Source organism: Citrobacter sp. Cb031 (assembly GCF_030336725.1).
Classification (GTDB): domain Bacteria; phylum Pseudomonadota; class Gammaproteobacteria; order Enterobacterales; family Enterobacteriaceae; genus Citrobacter; species Citrobacter braakii.
In genome coordinates this window covers 53,825-72,401 of sequence record NZ_JAOWDA010000019.1, presented here as the reverse complement: position 1 = coordinate 72,401, position 18,577 = coordinate 53,825, and the positions used below count along the sequence as shown (strand labels likewise).

The following is an 18,577-nucleotide window of genomic DNA, read 5'->3' as shown; positions in this document are numbered from 1 at the left end:
TTAAAAATCGAGCAGTTTTTCTTCGAGTTGTTCTGCACTGCTTCGCAGTTTATCGAGAAAACGCAGCTTACGCACGGTATCTGCCGCTGCGTCCCACGTCTCGCTATCCAGCTGTTCCACCATCAGTTGATGGCGAACGTTGTACATTTCGCTGACGCGTTGCATAAACGCATCCAGCCGTTGATTGTCTTTTGCCTGTTCAATCTCGTCCAGCTCTTCGCGCAGCTCCAGCTGTTCCATCAGAAACGCGGTATCGCGCACCGTGTGCTGCTCGCTGCGGATATCAAAGCCGTGTAAAGACAACAAGTATTCGGCGCGCATCAAAGGATGACGCAGCGTTTGCCAGGCCTGGTTGATAGTGGCGGACTGCGAAACCGCAGCAAGTTGTTCCGCCTGAGAACCGCTGGCGAATTTATCAGGATGATACTGACGTTGCAGATCCTGAAAACGTAGGCTCAGCGCCTGAGTATCGAGCTGATAACGGGCCGGTAAGCCAAAGAGGGTGAAGTAGTCCATAACATTCTCAGGGCATCGATTCTCTGTTGTTCGATGAGGCAAAACCAGAGAGTCAGGTAAAACAAACCCCACGCGCAGGCGACCACGGTGGGGTTATCAGTAAGCGCGTTACACGTGGAAGCTTTCGCCGCATCCACATTCGTCTTTCACGTTCGGGTTAGTGAACTTAAACCCTTCGTTCAGACCTTCTTTGACGAAGTCTAACTGCGTACCGTCGAGGAATTGCAGGCTCTTACCGTCGATCACGACTTTTACGCCTTTGTCTTCAAACACGGTATCTTCAGCCGCCGGCTCGTCAACAAATTCCAGTACATAAGCCATACCTGAGCAGCCGGAGGTTCTCACGCCCAGACGCAGACCAAACCCTTTACCGCGGTTTGCCAGGAAGGTATTTACACGCGCTGCTGCACTGTCGCTTAAGGTAATCGACATAATAAAACCTCAACTCTTAATTATTTTGCTTCACGTTTGCTTTTGTAATCCGCAATCGCGGCTTTAATCGCGTCTTCAGCCAGAATAGAGCAGTGAATTTTCACCGGTGGCAGTTCAAGCTCGTCGGCGATATCGGTATTTTTGATCGCCTGTGCTTCGTCCAGAGATTTCCCTTTTACCCATTCGGTAACCAGAGAGCTGGAGGCAATAGCGGAACCGCAGCCGTAAGTCTTGAAACGCGCGTCTTCAATGATACCCTCATTGTTGACTTTGATCTGCAACTTCATCACGTCGCCACAGGCCGGTGCACCCACCATGCCGCTGCCCACGTTCTCGTCGCTGTTGTCAAAAGAGCCCACGTTACGTGGATTCTCGTAATGATCGATTACTTTTTCGCTATAAGCCATGATGAATTCTCCTTATCGGTACCGATTAGTGATGTGACCATTCAATACTGTTCAAATCCACGCCCTGTTTGAACATTTCCCACAGCGGGGAAAGGTCGCGCAGGCGGCCGATGGAGTTGCGAACCAGATTGATGGCGTAGTCAATCTCTTCTTCGGTAGTGAAACGACCTAAAGAGAAACGAATTGAGCTATGTGCCAGCTCGTCGGTCATCCCCAGCGCGCGCAGCACGTAGGATGGCTCCAGGCTTGCAGAGGTACATGCAGAACCGGAGGACACAGCCAGGTCTTTCAGCGCCATAATCAGCGACTCGCCTTCAACAAAGTTGAAGCTAACGTTGAGAATGTTCGGCGCGCCCTGCTCGAGGTCACCATTGAGGTACACCTCTTCCATATCTTTCACGCCGTTCCACAGACGGTTACGCAGAGTGCGCAGGCGCGCCATCTCGGTTTCCATCTCTTCTTTGGCGATACGGTAAGCTTCACCCATCCCGACTATCTGGTGCACAGGCAGCGTACCGGAACGCATGCCGCGCTCGTGACCGCCGCCGTGCATCTGCGCTTCAATACGAATACGCGGTTTACGACGAACGTACAGCGCGCCGATACCTTTCGGACCATAGATTTTGTGGCCGGAGAAGGACATCAGGTCAACTTTCAGTTGGCTCAGATCGATAGGCAGTTTGCCCACGCTCTGAGTCGCATCAACGTGATAGATGATACCGCGGGCACGGCACATTTCGCCGATGGTTGCGATATCCTGTACCACGCCGATTTCGTTGTTAACGTGCATGATGGAGACCAGAATGGTGTCGTCACGCATTGCCGCTTCAAGTTCTTTCAGGTCGATAATGCCGTTACGCTGCGGGGCGAGGTAGGTCACTTCAAACCCTTCGCGCTCCAGCTGACGGCAGGTGTCCAGCACGGCTTTGTGTTCGGTTTTGCTGGTGATGATGTGCTTGCCTTTTTTCTGATAAAAGTTGGCTGCACCTTTAATCGCCAGGTTATCGGATTCAGTCGCACCGGAAGTAAAGACGATTTCACGCGGGTCAGCGCCCACGAGGTCGGCAATCTGGTTACGGGCGATATCTACCGCCTCTTCAGCCTGCCAGCCGAAACGGTGTGAACGAGACGCTGGGTTACCAAAGTTTCCGTCCAGGGTCAGACACTGCATCATTTTCTCGGCAACACGCGGGTCCACCGGCGTGGTTGCGGAGTAGTCGAGATAGATCGGTAATTTCATTGCTCTATAAACTCCGTACATCGCTTCAATGCAAGGAATCAGGCAACCGGCTGGATGTACGACCGAGTTAACGGGGCGTCTGGCACCCCGGCCTGATTCTGAAATACTTTTTACGCTTCATCTTTCTGGCTGCCTTGATGCAACCAGAAGATATTGCGTAATTTTTATTAGGCACGCAGTTTGACGTCGATAGCGTCTTGCGTGCGGGTGCTGCGTGGAGCGTCATGTGTGTGCTGGCGACCAGACACATCCAGGACTTCCTGATTATTCACCAGTTCGCCCAACGTAATGTTGTTGAGGAAACCGGTCAGACGATCGCTCAGATCGCGCCACAGCGCGTGGGTCAGGCATTTATCGCCGCCCTGACAACCGCCTTTGCCCTGGCAACGGGTCGCGTCTACAGACTCGTCAACAGCGCTAATCACTTCACCTACTGCGATGCTGCCGGCATCTTTACCCAGCAGATACCCGCCGCCTGGTCCACGTACGCTGGAAACCAGACCGTTTTTACGCAAACGGGAAAACAGCTGCTCCAGATATGACAGGGAAATTCCCTGACGTTCAGAAATATCAGCCAACGGTACCGGGCCCGTTTCGGAGTTGAGCGCAACGTCCAACATTGCGGTCACGGCATAACGCCCTTTTGATGTCAGTCTCATGTCTTACTTAGCCTCAAACTCGCCCCTGCCCGGGGTTTTTTATTGTAAAATGGGGGTATTGCATAGCAGGGGCAAGTCTGACATTCCCGACTAAATCAGTCAACTATTTACTTGACTAATTTAGTCAGGTATTTAACCTTCAGTGCCATTTTCACTTACTGGATGGCGCTTCGCTAATCCGGCCTGGAAATCGTGCAGCCATCCGGCATCAAAACGCTTACTTGCCTTTATTCTGCTGCTCTATAGAAGCTAAAATTCCGCGCAAAATGTTCAGCTCCTGGCTCTCAGGACGCGCACGAGTGAACAGACGGCGCAGCTTGTTCATCACCTGCCCCGGATGTCCTTCGCGGATAAACCCAGTCGACAGCAGCGTTTGTTCCAGATGACCGTAAAAACGCTCTAAATCATCGACCAGCGGATACTCAGCTTCTTCGTATTCTGCGGTCTTGTCGCTTTCCTGCGTTGCCAGCCAGGCCATGCGAACTTCATAAGAGATGACCTGCACCGCCATCGCCAGGTTGAGCGAGCTGTATTCCGGGTTCGCGGCAATGGCGACATGATAATGGCACTTCTGCAGCTCTTCGTTGGTCAGGCCAACGCGTTCACGTCCAAACACCAGCGCCACCGGCGAGTTCGTTGCTTCAGAGACGCTTTTTAAACCGCATTCACGCGGATCCAGCATTGGCCACGGCAGCGTACGGGAGCGCGCGCTGGTACCCACCACCAGGCTGCAACCCGCCAGCGCTTCATCGAGAGTATCGACGATCTGCGCGCTGCCGATCACATCGCTGGCACCTGCCGCCAGGGCGATGGCCTGGGAGTCCGGTTTAACCAGTGGATTTACCAGCCACAGATTAGTTAAACCCATGGTTTTCATTGCGCGGGCCACAGAGCCCATGTTGCCAGTGTGAGAGGTTTCCACCAGCACGATTCGAATATTTTGCAGCATTGTATTTCTTCGGCTAAAGATTATTCGGGCATATTATCATAAAACGAAGACATATTCCGAACTCGCTGCTATACTCTGCGCCGTTTTCCCGTTCTTTAACATCCAGTGAGAGAGACCGATGCATCCGATGCTGACCATCGCCGTGCGCGCAGCGCGCAAGGCGGGTAATGTAATTGCCAAACACTACGAAACGCCAGACTCTGTAGAAACCAGCCAGAAAGGCAGCAATGATTTCGTGACTAATGTCGATAAAGCCGCCGAAGCGATTATTATCGAAACAATTCGCAAATCTTACCCACAGCACACCATCATCACCGAAGAAAGCGGTGAGCATGTTGGTGAAGATCAGGATGTTCAATGGGTTATCGATCCACTGGATGGCACTACCAACTTCGTAAAACGTCTGCCGCACTTCGCGGTTTCCATCGCAGTACGCATTAAAGGCCGTACTGAAGTCGCCGTTGTTTACGATCCAATGCGTAACGAACTGTTCACCGCAACCCGCGGCCAGGGCGCACAGCTGAACGGCTACCGTCTGCGTGGCAGCACCGCACGCGATCTGGACGGCACCATCATCGCCACCGGTTTCCCGTTCAAAGCGAAACAGCACGCCGCGTCTTACATGAAAATTCTTGGCAAGATGTTTACCGAGTGCGCTGACTTCCGCCGCACAGGTTCTGCTGCGCTGGATCTGGCTTACGTTGCCGCTGCACGTGTTGACGGTTACTTCGAAATCGGTCTGAAACCATGGGATTTCGCCGCAGGTGAGCTGATTGCTCGTGAAGCAGGCGCACTGGTTTGCGACTTCACCGGCGGTCATAACTACATGGCGACTGGCAACATCGTTGCAGGTAATCCGCGCGTAGTGAAAGCCATGCTGGCTAACATGCGTGACGAACTGAGCGACGCGCTGAAGCGTTAATTCAGTACAGCCCGGTGGTGTCATGCTTACCGGGCCACGTGTTGATACAGGCCGGATAAGGCGAAGCCGCCATCCGGCTTTGATTAAAACGGTCTAATCCCTCGCCCCATCGGCACCGCGCTCACCCACATCACTACCGCAGCAGCAATCAGCACCGCACCACCGGCTAATGCCAGCGTCGTCCAGCCAATCTGTCGCCACAGCACCGGCGCTTTATGTCCGCTAAGTCTCACCGCCAGCGAGCGGAAACTGTGTACCAGCAAAGCCAGTGACGTAATCGTCAAAGAGGTTCCGGCCGCCATCGCCAGCGCCGACGCCATGCCCCAGCTAAAAACGCCAACCACTTTGCTAAACAGTAAAACCATAATTGCCCCGGAGCATGGCCGCATTCCCATAGACAAAACGATCATCAGCCGGGCGCGCCAGTCATCACCGCTTTGCAGCTGTTCAGGATCAGGCAAATGCTGATGCCCACAGCCACAGCCCTCGTGATGCACATGGTGCGGCGTGAAGGCGATAAATTTCGGGCGACGCAGCAACTGGCGCAATTTCTTCAGCGCACGGACGCACAATAAAACGCCCAACACGCCAACCAGCGCATAACTCCCTTTCTCCAACCAGAAACTACTCATATGTAGCCGTCGTGCAGGCAACTGCAAAATGGTGAGCACCACAACCACCAGCCCGATGGCGACCAGTCCCTGTAATAAAGATGAGGCCAGCGTCAGGCCAATACTCGATCTCAGCTTCGAGGGATGCGTTGCCAGCCAGGTGGTAATGACGACTTTTCCATGTCCTGGTCCCAACGCATGCAGCACGCCATAGAGAAAACTAAACAGCAGCAGCGATCCCCCGGCCTGGGCCGGATTGGCGGCAACGGCTTTCAGCAAACCACTCATCTGCTGGTTAACGTCACGTTGCCAGACGACACTCTTCATCATCACCTGCGGCCAGGCCTGCCATAGCCACAGTATGCCGGCTGCAGCCAGCAGTAAAAACACCGCCAGCGGCCATAGCGTGAGCCAGCGGCGTCTGGCGGCGCGTTGTTGATAAACTACGGACATTGCAGCGTCACCGTCTGTGCAAACTGTTTACCCAATTCCATATCCTCCGGCGGTGCGTCTTCTTTATCCAGCGACTGCGCAAAGCTCAGCATTTGTTCATTCGGCGTCGGCGTATGTACTGAAATACGGCATTGCTGACTTATGGCCTGCGCCAGCCAGGCATCGCTGTCTTTGTCATAGCTCATATCAACGTAGTAGGTGGGGTCGAAGGTTGAAATGGTATATTTTTGACCGCTCAGCGGCTGAGCTTCCGCCAGCGGCAACACGAACGTCAGCACTGCCTGATGTTCTTCACGCTCCATGCCATATTCCGTCGGCCTGTTTTTAAACTTTACCTTTTTCCCGTCGTGCCACACTTCGGTGAAATAGTGCTGCCCGAGGACGTTGGCCATCACTTCTGCCGCCAGTTTTTTCCAGATCTCATCACCAGGTTTGGCATTTCCCGCATCGTAAAGCAGATCTGCCGAGGTGATTTCATCCATCGTCCAGCGCATTTTTAGCGCGACGAACTGGTCATTCTCGCTCACTATCTCGGTTTTCAAATGGATAAAGCTGTGGGGATGCGCACCTGCGCCAAAGGGCAGGATCGCGAGAAACAACGTCATAATGATACGTTTAACGCCTTGCATGAGTTCTCCACGAGAAAAATCTACACCGCCACAAATAATGATGCCGTGTTTGGCGAAAGTGTGCTGAGGATACCATTGAACGAAAAAATGTTGAGCCCCCTTTTCCGGTATCGATTCAGTTCTCAATTTCAACAATTTCTTCTTCAGCAACATCCTCCCAAATACCTTTTCGTCGCCACAACTTAAGTAAAATGATAACAATTTGTTAATTTATGGTTTCATTTTAATGTTTTGTTAACACTAAATTTAAATCCCTGAGTGTATTTCCGTGCAAATTTAACTAATATTTAACCGTTTATTTTCCATAAAATTACAATAATGGGCATCGATCACATTCACCAAACTTGTAATTCATTCCCTCTTCCATTCGTTGTTAACTTCACGCCGTGACATGTCCTGCCCCCTACGAAAGGTACAACTATGAAATTCAAACTCGCATTACTCAGTGCAACCCTGGTTTCTGCATGCATGTTGTCCGGCACGTCCTTTGCGGCGGAAAAATATGAAATTGCTGTGGTTGCCAAAGTCACCGGGATTCCGTGGTTTAACCGGATGGAAACCGGTGTTAATGAAGCAGCAAAAAAACTGGATGTGAATGCTTACCAGACCGGGCCTTCCACGCCGGATCCGGCACAGCAGGTCAAAGTGATTGAAGATCTGATCGCCAAAAACGTCAACGCCATCATCGTGGTACCGAATGATGCCAAGGTCCTTGAGCCAGTACTGAAAAAAGCGCGCGATAAAGGCATTGTCGTTCTGACGCACGAATCCCCGGATGAGCAAATTGGCCAATGGGATATCGAAACCATCGATAGTGAAAAATACGCGCAGGCCAACGTCGATGAGTTAGCAAAAAACATGGGCGGCAAAGGGGGTTACGCCATCTATGTCGGTTCACTAACTGTGCCGCTGCATAACGCGTGGGCGGATTATGCAATTAAGTACCAGAAAGAAAAATATCCGGAAATGTTTGAGGTCACTTCACGTCTGCCGGTCGCGGAAAGCATCGATAAATCCTACGCCACGACGCTGGACCTGATGAAAACCTATCCGCAGATGAAAGGCATTATCGGTTTCGGCTCGCTGGGTCCAATCGGGGCGGGTCAGGCTGTGCAGAAAAAACGCGCCAAAGATAAAATCGCCGTTGTCGGGATTGCAATGCCAGCACAGGCTGCACCTTACCTGATGCGCGGTGATATCAAAAAAGCGCTGCTGTGGGATCCAAAAGACGCGGGCTACGCGCTGGTAACGGTTGCCGATCAGCTGTTGCAGGGCAAAGAAGTTAACGCCGACCTGAGTATCGATGGTTTAGGGAAAGCCGATATCGACACGGAGAAGAAAGTGATCCGCTTTAACAAGATCCTCGAAGTCACCAAAGACAACGCACAATCACTTGGTTTCTAAGGCTTTAGCCAACACCAGGGAACCTTAACGCCGGCCGTCTGGCCGGCGCTATCAACCAAACTAACACTCAGCGTCCATCCGGGCGCTCGCAGGGGTATTGTCCATGGCAGACACCACCGCATTTATCACTCTTGAGAATATCAGCAAACAATTCCCGGGCGTGCTGGCGCTGGATAACGTGAATCTGACGCTGAGAAAAGGCGAAGTTCACTGTCTGGCGGGTCAAAACGGCTGTGGTAAAAGTACCATTATTAAAGTGATCTCCGGAGTTTATCATCCGGAAAAAGGCGCGCAGATTTTACTCGATGGCAAATTGTTCCATCACCTGACGCCGCAGCTCTCTTCCCATTATGGCATTCAGGTTATTTATCAGGACCTGTCGTTGTTCCCTAACTTTAGCGTCGCGGAGAATATCGCGGTCAACCGCTATCTGCCCGGTGGCGATATCTGGGTACGTCGTGGCGCCATGAAGCAGCAGGCGCTGGCAGCCATGAAGCGCATCGGTGTGAACATCGATCCCGATAAAAAGGTTGAAAAACTCTCGATTGCCGACCGACAACTGGTCGCCATTTGCCGGGCGATTGCCGCCGACGCGCGTCTGGTGATTATGGACGAGCCCACCGCCTCACTAACCCGTCAGGAGGTTAATGGCCTGCTACGGGTCGTTAACGAACTAAAAGCTGCCGGAATTTGTGTAGTGTTTGTCAGCCACCGTCTGGATGAAGTGATGGAAGTGGCTGACCGCATCAGCGTGATGCGCGACGGCAAACTGGTGGGCACTTATCCTGCCAGCGAACTCGACAGCCACGAGCTGGCTTTCCTGATGACCGGACAACGCTTCCACTATAGCCCGCTGCCGGAAAGACCCGCTATTGAGCAAGAGCCCCTGCTGGAGCTGCGCAACCTCAGCCGCAGAGGCAAATACCAAAACATTAATCTGTCGCTGCACGGCGGCGAGATTGTCTCCATTGTGGGCCTGCTGGGCGCCGGACGCACCGAACTTTGTCTGAGCCTGTTTGGCATGACGCACCCAGAAAGCGGTGAGATTCGCATTAACGGCCAGCCGGTCACTCTTCGCAATAACCATGATGCCATCAAACATGGGATCGGCTACGTCTCAGAAGATCGCCTGACGCAAGGGCTGATCATGGAGCAGTCGATCTACGACAACACCATCGTCACGGTGTTTGATCAACTGCATACCGGCAGCGGCCTGCTCGATCACCGTAAAGCGCAAAAGCTGGTCGCCGACTTGATCCGCGAGCTGAATATCAAAGTGTCCGATCCACACCTGCCGGTTAAAACCCTTTCCGGCGGTAATGCCCAGCGTATCGCCATTGCCAAATGGGTGGCGACTAATCCCCGCATCCTGATCCTCGACTCCCCTACCGTAGGCGTAGATATCGCCAACAAAGAGGGTATTTACCAGATAGCCCGCGATCTGGCGGAACAGGGTATGGCGGTGCTGATGATTTGCGATGAAATCCCGGAAGCGTATTACAACAGCCACCGCGTGCTGGTGATGCGTCGCGGCAGGCTGGTGGCGGAATTTAATCCTCATCAGTGCCGTGAAGAGGAGATTGCTGAAGTGGTCGAGGTAATCAATGAATAAGATGCATCTCTCCCGTTTAATCGGGCAACATGAGTTTTGGCTGGGCCTGCTGGTTGTGGCCCTTGCCGTTGGGCTGAGCATCAGCACCGATGAGTTCTTGTCTTTGGGGAACCTGACGGATGTGGCTACCAGCTATGCGATTCTCGGCATCCTTGCCTGCGGGCTGTTTGTGGTACTGATTTCCGGCGGGATCGACATCTCATTTCCGGCGATGACCGCGATAGCCCAGTATGCGATGGCCAGTTGGGTTATCGGCCACGGCGGCAACTTCGCGCTGGCGTTAATCATCGCGATTGCGGTGGGTCTGCTGCTGGGACTTATTAATGGTTTCCTGGTCTACTGGCTGCGCGTTCCGGCCATCATCATTACCATCGCCACGTTGAACGTTTACTACGGTCTGCTGGTGTACGCCACCAAAGGCACCTGGCTGTACGGCTTTCCGGACTGGTTTATGAACGGCATCAATTGGTTCTCGTTCACCGCGGCGGATGGCTACGACTACGGCTTGACACTGCCCCTGCTGTGCCTGGCGGCTGTGATCATCTTTACCGCCGTGCTGATGAACTATACCCGTCTTGGCCGTCAGGTTTACGCCATGGGCGGTAATCGTGATGCGGCTTCGCGCCTGGGGCTGAATCTGCTGAAGCTGCATTTCTACGTGTATGGCTACATGGGCATTCTGGCAGGCGTTGCCGCCGTGGTTCAGGCGCAAATCACCCAGTCAGTTGCGCCCAATTCGCTGCTCGGCTTTGAGTTGACGGTACTGGCGGCGGTCGTGCTCGGCGGAACCAGCATGAGCGGCGGACGCGGAACATTAACCGGAACACTGCTCGGCGTGGTTCTGCTGGCCTTCTTACAAAATGGCCTGACGCTGCTCAGCGTCTCCTCTTACTGGCACACCGTGTTCAGCGGCGCCATTATCCTGGTCAGCATTAGCGCCACGGCCTGGAACGAAAAACGCAAACTGGCAAGGGAGCTTTGAGATGAAAACAATCGCCAGATTTTTACCCGGTGATGCCATCATTCGTCTGCAATGCGTCATTATTGTGGTCGTCGCCCTGGTCTTCTCGGCCCTGCTCGGCAGCCGTTTTTTCAGCGTCGCTAACTTCCAGTCGATTGGCTCGCAGCTGCCAATCCTTGGCATGCTGGCCCTCGGGATGGGCATGACCATGCTGACCGGCGGCATAAACCTGTCGATAATTGCAGGAGCGAATGCCTGCTCGCTGGTAATGGCGGCGATTATCGTCACCCATCCGGATAACCCGTTGTTTCTGGTGCTGGCGCTGCTGGCAGGCGCTGCCGTGGCGGTCGCAATCGGTACGCTCAACGGCGCGCTGATTGCCTGGGTCGGGGTTTCGCCGATTCTCGCCACGCTCGGCACGATGACGCTTATCTCCGGGCTGAATATTCTGCTTTCCAATGGGACGGTGATTTCCGGTTTCCCGACCGCCATTCAATATCTTGGTAACGCCACGATTGCCGGTATTCCGGTAGCACTGCTGCTCTTTTTCCTGGTGGCAATCCTGCTGTGGGTACTGCTGGAGCACACCACGCTTGGGCGCAGTCTGTATCTCGTGGGTTCCAATGAACAGGCTACCCGCTACAGCGGCGTAAATACCGTCCGGGTACAAATTTCCGTGTACGTGATTTCTGCCCTGCTCGGCTGGGTCGCCGCCATTCTGATGATGGCGAAATTCAACTCGGCAAAAGCCGGATACGGTGAGTCATACCTGCTGGTCACCATCCTTGCCTCCGTCCTCGGCGGCATCAACCCGGATGGCGGTTTCGGGCGCATTATCGGCCTGGTACTGGCGCTGATTGTGCTGCAAATGCTGGAAAGCGGCCTTAACTTGCTGGGGGTCAGCAGCTATCTGACGATGGCGCTGTGGGGCGCGGTGCTGATCCTCTTTATCGCATTACAGAATCGTAAAGCCTGATTTCAGGAGAAAAAATTATGGCAAGTTACTTTATTGGTGTGGATGTCGGAACCGGAAGCGCCCGTGCCGGCGTGTTTGATCTCAACGGCAGAATGGTCGGCCAGGCCAGTCGGGCTATCGAGATTTACCGCCCGCAGGCCGATTTTGTTGAGCAGTCTTCCGATAACATCTGGCAGGCGGTGTGTAACGCGGTTCGCGATGCGATTAACCAGTCAGATATCAACCCAATCCAGGTGAAAGGTCTGGGCTTTGACGCTACCTGCTCACTGGTGGTGCTGGATAAAGAAGGTAAACCGCTGACCATCAGCCCGTCCGGGCGCAGCGAACAGAACATCATTGTGTGGATGGATCACCGCGCCATTACCCAGGCTGAACGCATTAACGCCCTGCATCATCGGGTGCTGGACTACGTTGGCGGCATTATCTCCCCGGAAATGCAAACGCCAAAGCTGCTGTGGCTGAAGCAGCATATGCCCAATACCTGGGCCAATGCGGGTTACTACTTTGATCTGCCCGATTTCCTGACCTGGCGCGCAACAGGCGATGACACACGCTCATTGTGTTCGACAGTGTGTAAATGGACCTATATGGGCCATGAAGACAAATGGGATGCCAGCTACTTCCGCCAGATTGGTCTGGAAGACCTGCTGGAACATGATGCTGCCAAAATTGGTCGCTACGTGAAAACCATGGGCGAACCGCTCGGTCACGGGCTGTCCGCGCGCGCCGCCAGCGAAATGGGACTGATTCCGGGGACCGCGGTCAGCGTTTCAATAATCGATGCCCACGCCGGCACACTCGGTACGCTCGGCGCAAGCGGTGTTTCCGGCGAGGTGGCGGATTTTGACCGTCGTGTCGCGCTAATTGGTGGCACCTCCACCGGACACATGGCGATTTCCAAAGAGCCGCGTTTTATCGGCGGCGTCTGGGGCCCTTACTACTCAGCCGTACTGCCGGAATACTGGCTTAATGAAGGCGGGCAGTCAGCAACCGGGGCGTTAATCGACCACGTTATTCAGTCGCATCCGTGTTACGAAACCCTGCTGACGCAGGCTAAGTCTCAGGGGCAAACCATTTATGAAGTGCTGAATGCGCTGCTGCGCAAAATGGCTGGTGAGCCGGAAGATATCGCCTTTTTGACCCGTGACATGCACATCCTGCCCTATTTCCACGGCAACCGCTCGCCGCGCGCTAACCCCACGCTCACGGGAGCAATCACCGGACTGAAGCTGTCCCGCACGCCGGAAGATATGGCGCTCCAGTACCTCGCAACCATCCAGGCCATTGCGCTGGGAACGCGCCATATCATTGAAACGATGAACCAAAGCGGCTACACCATCGATACGATTATGGCCAGCGGCGGCGGGACGAAAAACCCGATCTTCGTTCAGGAGCATGCCAACGCCACCGGTTGCGCCATGCTGCTGCCTGAAGAGAGCGAAGCCATGCTGCTGGGCGGCGCCATGATGGGGACTATCGCCGCAGGCGTGTTCGACACTTTCCCGGAAGCGATGTCGGCAATGAGCCGGATTGGTAAAACGGTCACCCCGCAGACCAATCGCATTAAGCAGTACTACGATCGCAAATATCGGGTATTCCACGAGATGTATCAGGATCATATGAAATACCGCCAACTGATGCAGGAGGACGCATGAGTGACTCCTGGTCTCAGGCCACCGACGTATTTCAGCTCTATAGCGATGCCCTCGCAGGTCTGGGACAGCATCTGACTGAACCGGTCTGGCAGTCGCTAATGGCGGAGCTGCGCGGTTGCCAGGGGAAAATCGTCGTCACTGGCGTCGGTACATCCGGTATTGCGGCGCGTAAAGTTGCGCACATGCTCGCCTGCGTGGAACGTCCGGCGATTTACCTCAACGCGACGGATGCGGCGCATGGCGATCTCGGTTTTTTACGCGCCGACGACCTGGTCATTATGCTATCACGCGGGGGAAATTCGGATGAACTCACCCGACTGCTGCCCGGACTGGCTGCGAGAAATGTGCCCATCCTGAGCGTGACTGAAAACGCCGACTCAGCCATTGCTAAAGCGTCGAGGCTGGTGATTTCCACCGGCGTCCAGCGTGAGGCCGACCCGTTGAACATGTTGGCCACCACCTCAATTTTACTGGTCCTGGCTATCTTTGACGCCGCCTGCGCCTGTCTGATGAGCGAAAGCGGTTACTCAAAAGAGACGCTATTGTCTGTACATCCTGGCGGTGATGTGGGATTAACGCTGAGCCGCGAGCAGTAACACCAGACCGCGCATTTCCACTCGTCTTCTCAACCCGTCACCCTCAGGCGGGTTTTTTTTATGTCTCAATAGAAGATAAAACAGTGAAAAAGCCAGTTAACGCGCTGCGTTCCACTCCTGCTATCTGTTCCGCACGTTAAAAATTCTGTGACGCTCTCCAGCATTCCTGGTGGAAAGCATTCCATTCTCCAAATCTATGAGCAAACTTTAGCTATTCTTATCAAACATACTTACGGGAGATCCTACAGATGATGTCAACGCTTGCTCCACCATCTGTACTTTCCGCTCCCCAGCGCCGTTGCCAGGTGCTGCTGACGCTTTTCCTGCCAGGGCAAATCGCTACAGCTCAAACCTTCAGTCGCCTCAATGGCGTTGATGATGCCACTGTTGAGGAAGATATTATTGGCGCAGGACTCGAAATCCAGCGCTATCACCGACTCGCGATTACCACCGCGCTGAATGGCGGCTATACGATCGAAGGGACCCCGCTAAATCAGCGCCTGTGTCTGTTGCAGTGGCTGCGCCGCGGTCTGCGGATCTGCCCGACTTTTATCGCCCAGCATTTCACACCCGCATTAAAAATGGCGCTGAAACAACAAGGTATCGCGCGTACGCTGTATGACGACACCAATCTGCATGCGCTCATTAATCTGTGCTCCCGGCGCTTGCAGAAGCCGTTTGAGTACCGTGACATCCAGTTCCTGCGCCTGTATTTACAGTATTGTCTGCTACAGCATCACGCGGGAGTCACCCCGGAATTTAATCCGCTCCAGCAACGCTGGGCGCAATCCTGCGCAGAGTATCCGCTCGCTGAGGAAATTGGCCGCCACTGGCAGCGCCACGTCATGCAGAGTGCGCCGCCGGGCGAATCGCTGTTTATGGCGTTGTTGTTCTCAATGCTCCGTATCCCCGACCCTGTGCGCGATAACCACCAGCAGGATCGTCGCCTGCGTCTTGCTATTGCACGGCTGGTGCTGCGTTTTCGCGAGTATGGCAATGTACGCTTCAGCGATGAGCAAGGACTGAACGATCAGCTGTATATTCACCTTGCCCAGGCGCTTAACCGCAGCGTGTTTGCCATTGGCATAGATAACACGCTGCCGGAGGAGTTCAGCCGACTTTATCCCCGTCTGGTTCGTACTACCCGCGAGGCGATACATGGCTTCGAAGCGGAGTACGATGTGCAGTTTTCAGAAGAAGAGATCGGGCTGGTCGCCGTTATTTTCGGTGCCTGGCTGATGCAGGAGAAGGATTTGCACGAGAAGCAGATTATCCTGCTGACCGGCAACAATGAACAACTTGAAGCGCATATTGAGCAACAGCTGCGCGAACTGACGCTGCTGCCGCTCAACGTAAAACATATGCCGATGCAGGACTTTCAAAAACAGGGTTCGCCGCGCGGAGTCACGCTGATTATTACGCCGTATACCACGCCGCTGCCGCTGTTTTCACCGCCGTTGATTCATGCGGATCTGGCACTTACGCCGCATCAGCAGCAGCAGATCCGCAAAATCCTCGAATCATAACGTTGCAGGCTGCGCCACCACCTTCGGGCGCAGAAAGATTGCCGGTAGCGCCACCAGCGCCATCACCCAGAATACGCCGTTGCCCAGATTCTGGTACAGGTAGCCTGCGAATACGGTCATGATGGCGATGCTGCCGCCCATCGCCACCGCAGAATACACCGCCTGCAAACGTATCACTTCGCTGCCCTGGCGCGTCGCGATATAGCGCATTGCCGCCAGGTGGCAGACGGTAAAGGTTCCGCAATGGAGGATTTGCACCACAATCAGCCACGGTAGCTCAGTGCTCCAGCCCATCAACCCCCAACGGGCCACGCCGCAAACGGCGGAAAGCAGCAGCAAATCGCGCGCGCTAAAGCGGCGGAATAGCTTGTGACTGAGCGCAAAAATAATCACTTCCGCCACCACGCCTAATGACCACAAATAGCCCACCGCCGAAGCGGAATATCCGGCAGACTGCCAGTAGATGGCGCTGAACCCGTAATAAGCGGCATGCGCACCTTGCAACAAACTCACACAGGCCAGAAAACGCCAGCTTTGGGTTATCAACCCACGCCAGGCGGGCCATCCCGCGCTCTCCTGCTGACGGTTTTCCCCCGCCGGCTGCACGCTCGGGCGGATCATCATCCCCAATAGCATCGACGCAACGCCAAGCGACAGCAGGACCAGGATCACCCGATAGTCAAACAGGCTCACCAGCTTGCCGGTCAGCGCGGAGCCAATCACAAAGGCAACGGATCCCCACAGTCTTACCCGACCGTAGTCCATGGTTATCTGTTTTTGCCAGGTGTTGGCCAGCGCGTCGGTCAACGGCACCAGCGGCGAGAAAAACAGGTTAAAGCCGACCATCACCACCATCAGCCACGCCACGTTGGTGCCCGCCCAGAAGGCCAGCGCAAACACCAGCGTCAACAGCGCCAGAATACGTAAAGCAGAGATCAGACGAGAGGGATCGCTTACGCGCGGCGCAATCAGCAAACTGCCGAGAAAACGGGCAATCAGCCCCGCGCCCAGCAGTAAACCGATGGTTTCCGGCGTCAGCCCCAGCCCTTCGAGCCAGACGCTCCAGAAAGGCAGAAAAATACCGTAGCTAAAGAAGTAGGTGAAATAACCGAGCGCCAGCCAGCGCGTGGAATGCAAAGCCATGGGTCCTCCCGTTTTAGAAGCCCTAGTCTAATGACACAAGCCGCATTCTGAAGAGTACTACTGTTCACATTTACCAGATAATTGTGACAAACATCACTTTTAACCAACACTGTTGGCTATCCGAATCCACAATCATTTACACCTGTACAATTTTACAGCAGAAGATGTGATGGGATGAGTAAACAGGAATGCAAGAAAGGAAAATATTTAGCTAAAAAACACGCAACTGAATATTAAGGGCTTAATATCATCACGAGTATAATACTTAGCAAAAACATTCGTTATTATAATATTTCACCCCTCACTAATTTAATATTATTTAATACAATGACAGTTAATTCGCTTATTTTTAATAAATATAATCTGAAAACATCACGCCTTAACTTGCTTATGCACGAATATCGAATACCATCGCCCCGCAATTAATTTTAACCTGTATGTTTTCATAAATTTAATTGTCAATAGGTTTATCGGATAAGAGGGAATTTAATGAACAAAATTACAAAATCTATAGCAGTTAGCCTGATAGCGCTTTCTGCGGGAAGCGCATGGGCGACAGATGGCACCATTGAATTTACGGGTGAAATTCTAACCAGCACCTGTGAGTTTTCTAATGGCGATGTCATCAACGTAGAACTGGGTCACTACGCCGCTGCTCAGTTTAAAAGCGTCGGCGACCGTTCCCCGGCGATTCCGGTTGATATTCCGTTAAAAAATTGCCCAACCACCCCGTGGGAACACGTTGATGGTACAACGGACAACTCGTTCCAGGTGTGGCTGGAAACGCGCACAGGCAGCACCGTGACTGCGCCCGATCACGACGCTCTGGTCGCCGTTAGCGGCCTGGATACCGCCGCAACAGGCGTGGGTATCCGTATCGACAGAGCCAGCGACGGCCAGCAAATGTCGCTGAATAAGCTCACCACGCCGAAAGTTAGTTTTACCCCGGAAGCCGATGGCACCACTACCGTAGGTCTGCAAGCCTATTACGTCTCCACCGTTGATTCATCACTGATCACCCCTGGGGAAGCCAACGCCAGCGTGGATGTCACCATAGACTACCGCTAATTCCCGTACGTCGTCTCTTTTCTTCCAGCAAGGACGGAAAGAGACGTTTTCTGACGTCTGGTTAAGGATGACTGTGATGAAAAAACACACTATTCTCGTATTATCGATGCTGCTTGGCGGCTGGGTCAGCCAGTGCCTCGCGGGTGGAATTGTGCTAGAGAGAACTCGCGTCATCTACGATGCCGGGAAAAAAGAGGCCGCCCTGCCAGTGGCTAACCGCAGCGAGAACCTGCCCTATTTATTACAGTCGTGGGTCGATAATGCGCAAGGAACGGCGCGTGGTCCTTTTATTATTACGCCACCGCTATTTCGTCTGGATTCAGGCAGCGATTCATCACTACGAATAATTAAATCATCTGAAAACATCATTAATAACAAAGAATCACTTTTCTTTATTAACGTCCGCGCGATCCCGGCAAAAAGCCAGTCTGCCGACAGCGATAATAATATGCTGACCCTGGTATTTAAAACGCGTATCAAACTATTCTATCGGCCAGCCAATTTAACGGGTAAACCTTACGATGCCTATAAATCTCTCGAATATAAATATAGCAATAATAAGTTAGACATCTATAACCCATCGGCTTATCACGTCGTCTTTGCCGGTATTGCGCTCGGGAAAACCGATCTCACCAGTAAAATCGACTATATCGCTCCCGGCGAGCATAAACAGATCGAGGTTCCCGCTTCTGCAGGGAAAACGGTGCAGTGGGCAGCCATTAACGACTACGGCGGGGCCACCAAAACGGAAACCCGAACGCTGCAATAGCCGTCCCCCACGTTGACCACACGATAATAGCTCTCAAGGAATGACAAGC

At 53.5% G+C, this 18,577-nt stretch carries 19 protein-coding genes; 10 read left to right on the top strand and 9 right to left on the bottom strand.

Features of this window, described 5'->3' with window-relative positions:
• The 6 genes from hscB to trmJ all read right to left on the bottom strand — a co-directional run bounded on the left by hscB (position 1) and on the right by trmJ (position 4,203).
• Positions 1–516 (bottom strand): co-chaperone HscB, encoded by a 516-nt coding sequence (hscB, locus tag OGV93_RS01620; protein WP_016154008.1) that lies wholly within the window; start codon positions 514–516, stop codon positions 1–3.
• A 108-nt stretch (positions 517–624) separates the two neighbouring features.
• Positions 625–948, bottom strand: coding sequence for an iron-sulfur cluster assembly protein IscA (gene iscA / locus OGV93_RS01615; protein ID WP_003835203.1), 324 nt, complete (start codon positions 946–948; stop codon positions 625–627).
• Positions 949–968: 20 nt separating this feature from the next.
• Positions 969–1,355: a Fe-S cluster assembly scaffold IscU gene (gene iscU, locus OGV93_RS01610; RefSeq protein ID WP_002913991.1), complete on the bottom strand. Its 387-nt coding sequence runs from the start codon at positions 1,353–1,355 to the stop codon at positions 969–971.
• Between the two features lie 25 nt (positions 1,356–1,380).
• Positions 1,381–2,595 (bottom strand): cysteine desulfurase, encoded by a 1,215-nt coding sequence (iscS, locus tag OGV93_RS01605; RefSeq protein WP_016154009.1) that lies wholly within the window; start codon positions 2,593–2,595, stop codon positions 1,381–1,383.
• Between the two features lie 167 nt (positions 2,596–2,762).
• Entirely contained in the window at positions 2,763–3,254 is a 492-nt protein-coding gene (gene iscR, locus OGV93_RS01600) for a Fe-S cluster assembly transcriptional regulator IscR (protein ID WP_005120405.1), read from the bottom strand.
• Positions 3,255–3,471: 217 nt separating this feature from the next.
• A complete protein-coding gene (gene trmJ, locus OGV93_RS01595; protein ID WP_016157139.1) occupies positions 3,472–4,203 on the bottom strand; it encodes a tRNA (cytosine(32)/uridine(32)-2'-O)-methyltransferase TrmJ in 732 nt (243 codons plus the stop codon).
• Positions 4,204–4,321: 118 nt separating this feature from the next.
• Between trmJ and suhB the strand changes: the two genes are divergently transcribed.
• On the top strand, positions 4,322–5,125 hold the full coding sequence (gene suhB / locus OGV93_RS01590; protein WP_046275219.1) for an inositol-1-monophosphatase: 804 nt from the start codon (positions 4,322–4,324) through the stop codon (positions 5,123–5,125).
• Positions 5,126–5,208: 83 nt separating this feature from the next.
• Here the strand turns inward: suhB and OGV93_RS01585 are convergent, their stop codons facing one another.
• The gene (locus OGV93_RS01585; RefSeq protein WP_287109317.1) at positions 5,209–6,189 is read right to left on the bottom strand and encodes a nickel/cobalt transporter; all 981 of its coding nucleotides are present in this window, start codon (positions 6,187–6,189) and stop codon (positions 5,209–5,211) included.
• A complete protein-coding gene (locus OGV93_RS01580; RefSeq protein WP_279262830.1) occupies positions 6,180–6,818 on the bottom strand; it encodes a DUF1007 family protein in 639 nt (212 codons plus the stop codon). The genes OGV93_RS01585 and OGV93_RS01580 overlap by 10 nt, the downstream gene beginning before the upstream one ends.
• A 420-nt stretch (positions 6,819–7,238) precedes the next feature.
• Between OGV93_RS01580 and OGV93_RS01575 the strand changes: the two genes are divergently transcribed.
• From OGV93_RS01575 to csiE, 7 genes are all read left to right on the top strand, one after another.
• Entirely contained in the window at positions 7,239–8,222 is a 984-nt protein-coding gene (locus OGV93_RS01575; protein ID WP_003037665.1) for an autoinducer 2 ABC transporter substrate-binding protein, read from the top strand.
• A 103-nt stretch (positions 8,223–8,325) separates the two neighbouring features.
• Complete coding sequence (locus OGV93_RS01570; RefSeq protein WP_016154014.1) at positions 8,326–9,834, top strand: sugar ABC transporter ATP-binding protein; 1,509 nt, start codon at positions 8,326–8,328, stop codon at positions 9,832–9,834.
• Positions 9,827–10,816, top strand: coding sequence for an ABC transporter permease (locus OGV93_RS01565; RefSeq protein WP_008785467.1), 990 nt, complete (start codon positions 9,827–9,829; stop codon positions 10,814–10,816). Before OGV93_RS01570 ends, OGV93_RS01565 begins: the two co-directional genes overlap by 8 nt.
• A 1-nt stretch (position 10,817) precedes the next feature.
• The gene (locus tag OGV93_RS01560; RefSeq protein WP_003037658.1) at positions 10,818–11,771 is read left to right on the top strand and encodes an ABC transporter permease; all 954 of its coding nucleotides are present in this window, start codon (positions 10,818–10,820) and stop codon (positions 11,769–11,771) included.
• A 17-nt stretch (positions 11,772–11,788) separates the two neighbouring features.
• Positions 11,789–13,426 (top strand): FGGY-family carbohydrate kinase, encoded by a 1,638-nt coding sequence (locus tag OGV93_RS01555; protein WP_003847100.1) that lies wholly within the window; start codon positions 11,789–11,791, stop codon positions 13,424–13,426.
• Positions 13,423–14,022: a KpsF/GutQ family sugar-phosphate isomerase gene (locus OGV93_RS01550; protein ID WP_287109316.1), complete on the top strand. Its 600-nt coding sequence runs from the start codon at positions 13,423–13,425 to the stop codon at positions 14,020–14,022. Before OGV93_RS01555 ends, OGV93_RS01550 begins: the two co-directional genes overlap by 4 nt.
• Positions 14,023–14,270: 248 nt before the next feature.
• Positions 14,271–15,548, top strand: coding sequence for a stationary phase inducible protein CsiE (csiE, locus tag OGV93_RS01545; protein WP_094761050.1), 1,278 nt, complete (start codon positions 14,271–14,273; stop codon positions 15,546–15,548).
• On the opposite strand, the gene OGV93_RS01540 is transcribed toward csiE, so the two are convergent.
• Positions 15,543–16,691 carry a 3-phenylpropionate MFS transporter gene (locus OGV93_RS01540; protein ID WP_016157145.1) on the bottom strand — a complete coding sequence of 383 codons (1,149 nt, stop codon included), beginning with the start codon at positions 16,689–16,691 and terminating at the stop codon, positions 15,543–15,545. The genes csiE and OGV93_RS01540 overlap by 6 nt on opposite strands.
• Before the next feature lie 489 nt (positions 16,692–17,180).
• On the opposite strand from OGV93_RS01540, the gene OGV93_RS01535 reads away from it, so the two are divergent.
• Both OGV93_RS01535 and OGV93_RS01530 read left to right on the top strand, forming a co-directional pair.
• The gene (locus OGV93_RS01535; RefSeq protein ID WP_103928467.1) at positions 17,181–17,759 is read left to right on the top strand and encodes a fimbrial protein; all 579 of its coding nucleotides are present in this window, start codon (positions 17,181–17,183) and stop codon (positions 17,757–17,759) included.
• A gap of 76 nt (positions 17,760–17,835) precedes the next feature.
• Positions 17,836–18,528 (top strand): fimbrial biogenesis chaperone, encoded by a 693-nt coding sequence (locus tag OGV93_RS01530; protein ID WP_016154019.1) that lies wholly within the window; start codon positions 17,836–17,838, stop codon positions 18,526–18,528.
• The last annotated feature ends 49 nt before the right edge of the window (positions 18,529–18,577 follow it).

What these genes read in the sequence shown, in the direction of transcription:
- hscB (WP_016154008.1), bottom strand. Translation starts at nt 516, where the DNA reads ATGGACTACTTCACCCTCTTTGGCTTACCGGCCCGTTATCAGCTCGAT.
- iscA (WP_003835203.1), bottom strand. Translation starts at nt 948, where the DNA reads ATGTCGATTACCTTAAGCGACAGTGCAGCAGCGCGTGTAAATACCTTC.
- iscU (WP_002913991.1), bottom strand. Translation starts at nt 1,355, where the DNA reads ATGGCTTATAGCGAAAAAGTAATCGATCATTACGAGAATCCACGTAAC.
- iscS (WP_016154009.1), bottom strand. Translation starts at nt 2,595, where the DNA reads ATGAAATTACCGATCTATCTCGACTACTCCGCAACCACGCCGGTGGAC.
- iscR (WP_005120405.1), bottom strand. Translation starts at nt 3,254, where the DNA reads ATGAGACTGACATCAAAAGGGCGTTATGCCGTGACCGCAATGTTGGAC.
- trmJ (WP_016157139.1), bottom strand. Translation starts at nt 4,203, where the DNA reads ATGCTGCAAAATATTCGAATCGTGCTGGTGGAAACCTCTCACACTGGC.
- suhB (WP_046275219.1), top strand. Translation starts at nt 4,322, where the DNA reads ATGCATCCGATGCTGACCATCGCCGTGCGCGCAGCGCGCAAGGCGGGT.
- OGV93_RS01585 (WP_287109317.1), bottom strand. Translation starts at nt 6,189, where the DNA reads ATGTCCGTAGTTTATCAACAACGCGCCGCCAGACGCCGCTGGCTCACG.
- OGV93_RS01580 (WP_279262830.1), bottom strand. Translation starts at nt 6,818, where the DNA reads ATGCAAGGCGTTAAACGTATCATTATGACGTTGTTTCTCGCGATCCTG.
- OGV93_RS01575 (WP_003037665.1), top strand. Translation starts at nt 7,239, where the DNA reads ATGAAATTCAAACTCGCATTACTCAGTGCAACCCTGGTTTCTGCATGC.
- OGV93_RS01570 (WP_016154014.1), top strand. Translation starts at nt 8,326, where the DNA reads ATGGCAGACACCACCGCATTTATCACTCTTGAGAATATCAGCAAACAA.
- OGV93_RS01565 (WP_008785467.1), top strand. Translation starts at nt 9,827, where the DNA reads ATGAATAAGATGCATCTCTCCCGTTTAATCGGGCAACATGAGTTTTGG.
- OGV93_RS01560 (WP_003037658.1), top strand. Translation starts at nt 10,818, where the DNA reads ATGAAAACAATCGCCAGATTTTTACCCGGTGATGCCATCATTCGTCTG.
- OGV93_RS01555 (WP_003847100.1), top strand. Translation starts at nt 11,789, where the DNA reads ATGGCAAGTTACTTTATTGGTGTGGATGTCGGAACCGGAAGCGCCCGT.
- OGV93_RS01550 (WP_287109316.1), top strand. Translation starts at nt 13,423, where the DNA reads ATGAGTGACTCCTGGTCTCAGGCCACCGACGTATTTCAGCTCTATAGC.
- csiE (WP_094761050.1), top strand. Translation starts at nt 14,271, where the DNA reads ATGATGTCAACGCTTGCTCCACCATCTGTACTTTCCGCTCCCCAGCGC.
- OGV93_RS01540 (WP_016157145.1), bottom strand. Translation starts at nt 16,691, where the DNA reads ATGGCTTTGCATTCCACGCGCTGGCTGGCGCTCGGTTATTTCACCTAC.
- OGV93_RS01535 (WP_103928467.1), top strand. Translation starts at nt 17,181, where the DNA reads ATGAACAAAATTACAAAATCTATAGCAGTTAGCCTGATAGCGCTTTCT.
- OGV93_RS01530 (WP_016154019.1), top strand. Translation starts at nt 17,836, where the DNA reads ATGAAAAAACACACTATTCTCGTATTATCGATGCTGCTTGGCGGCTGG.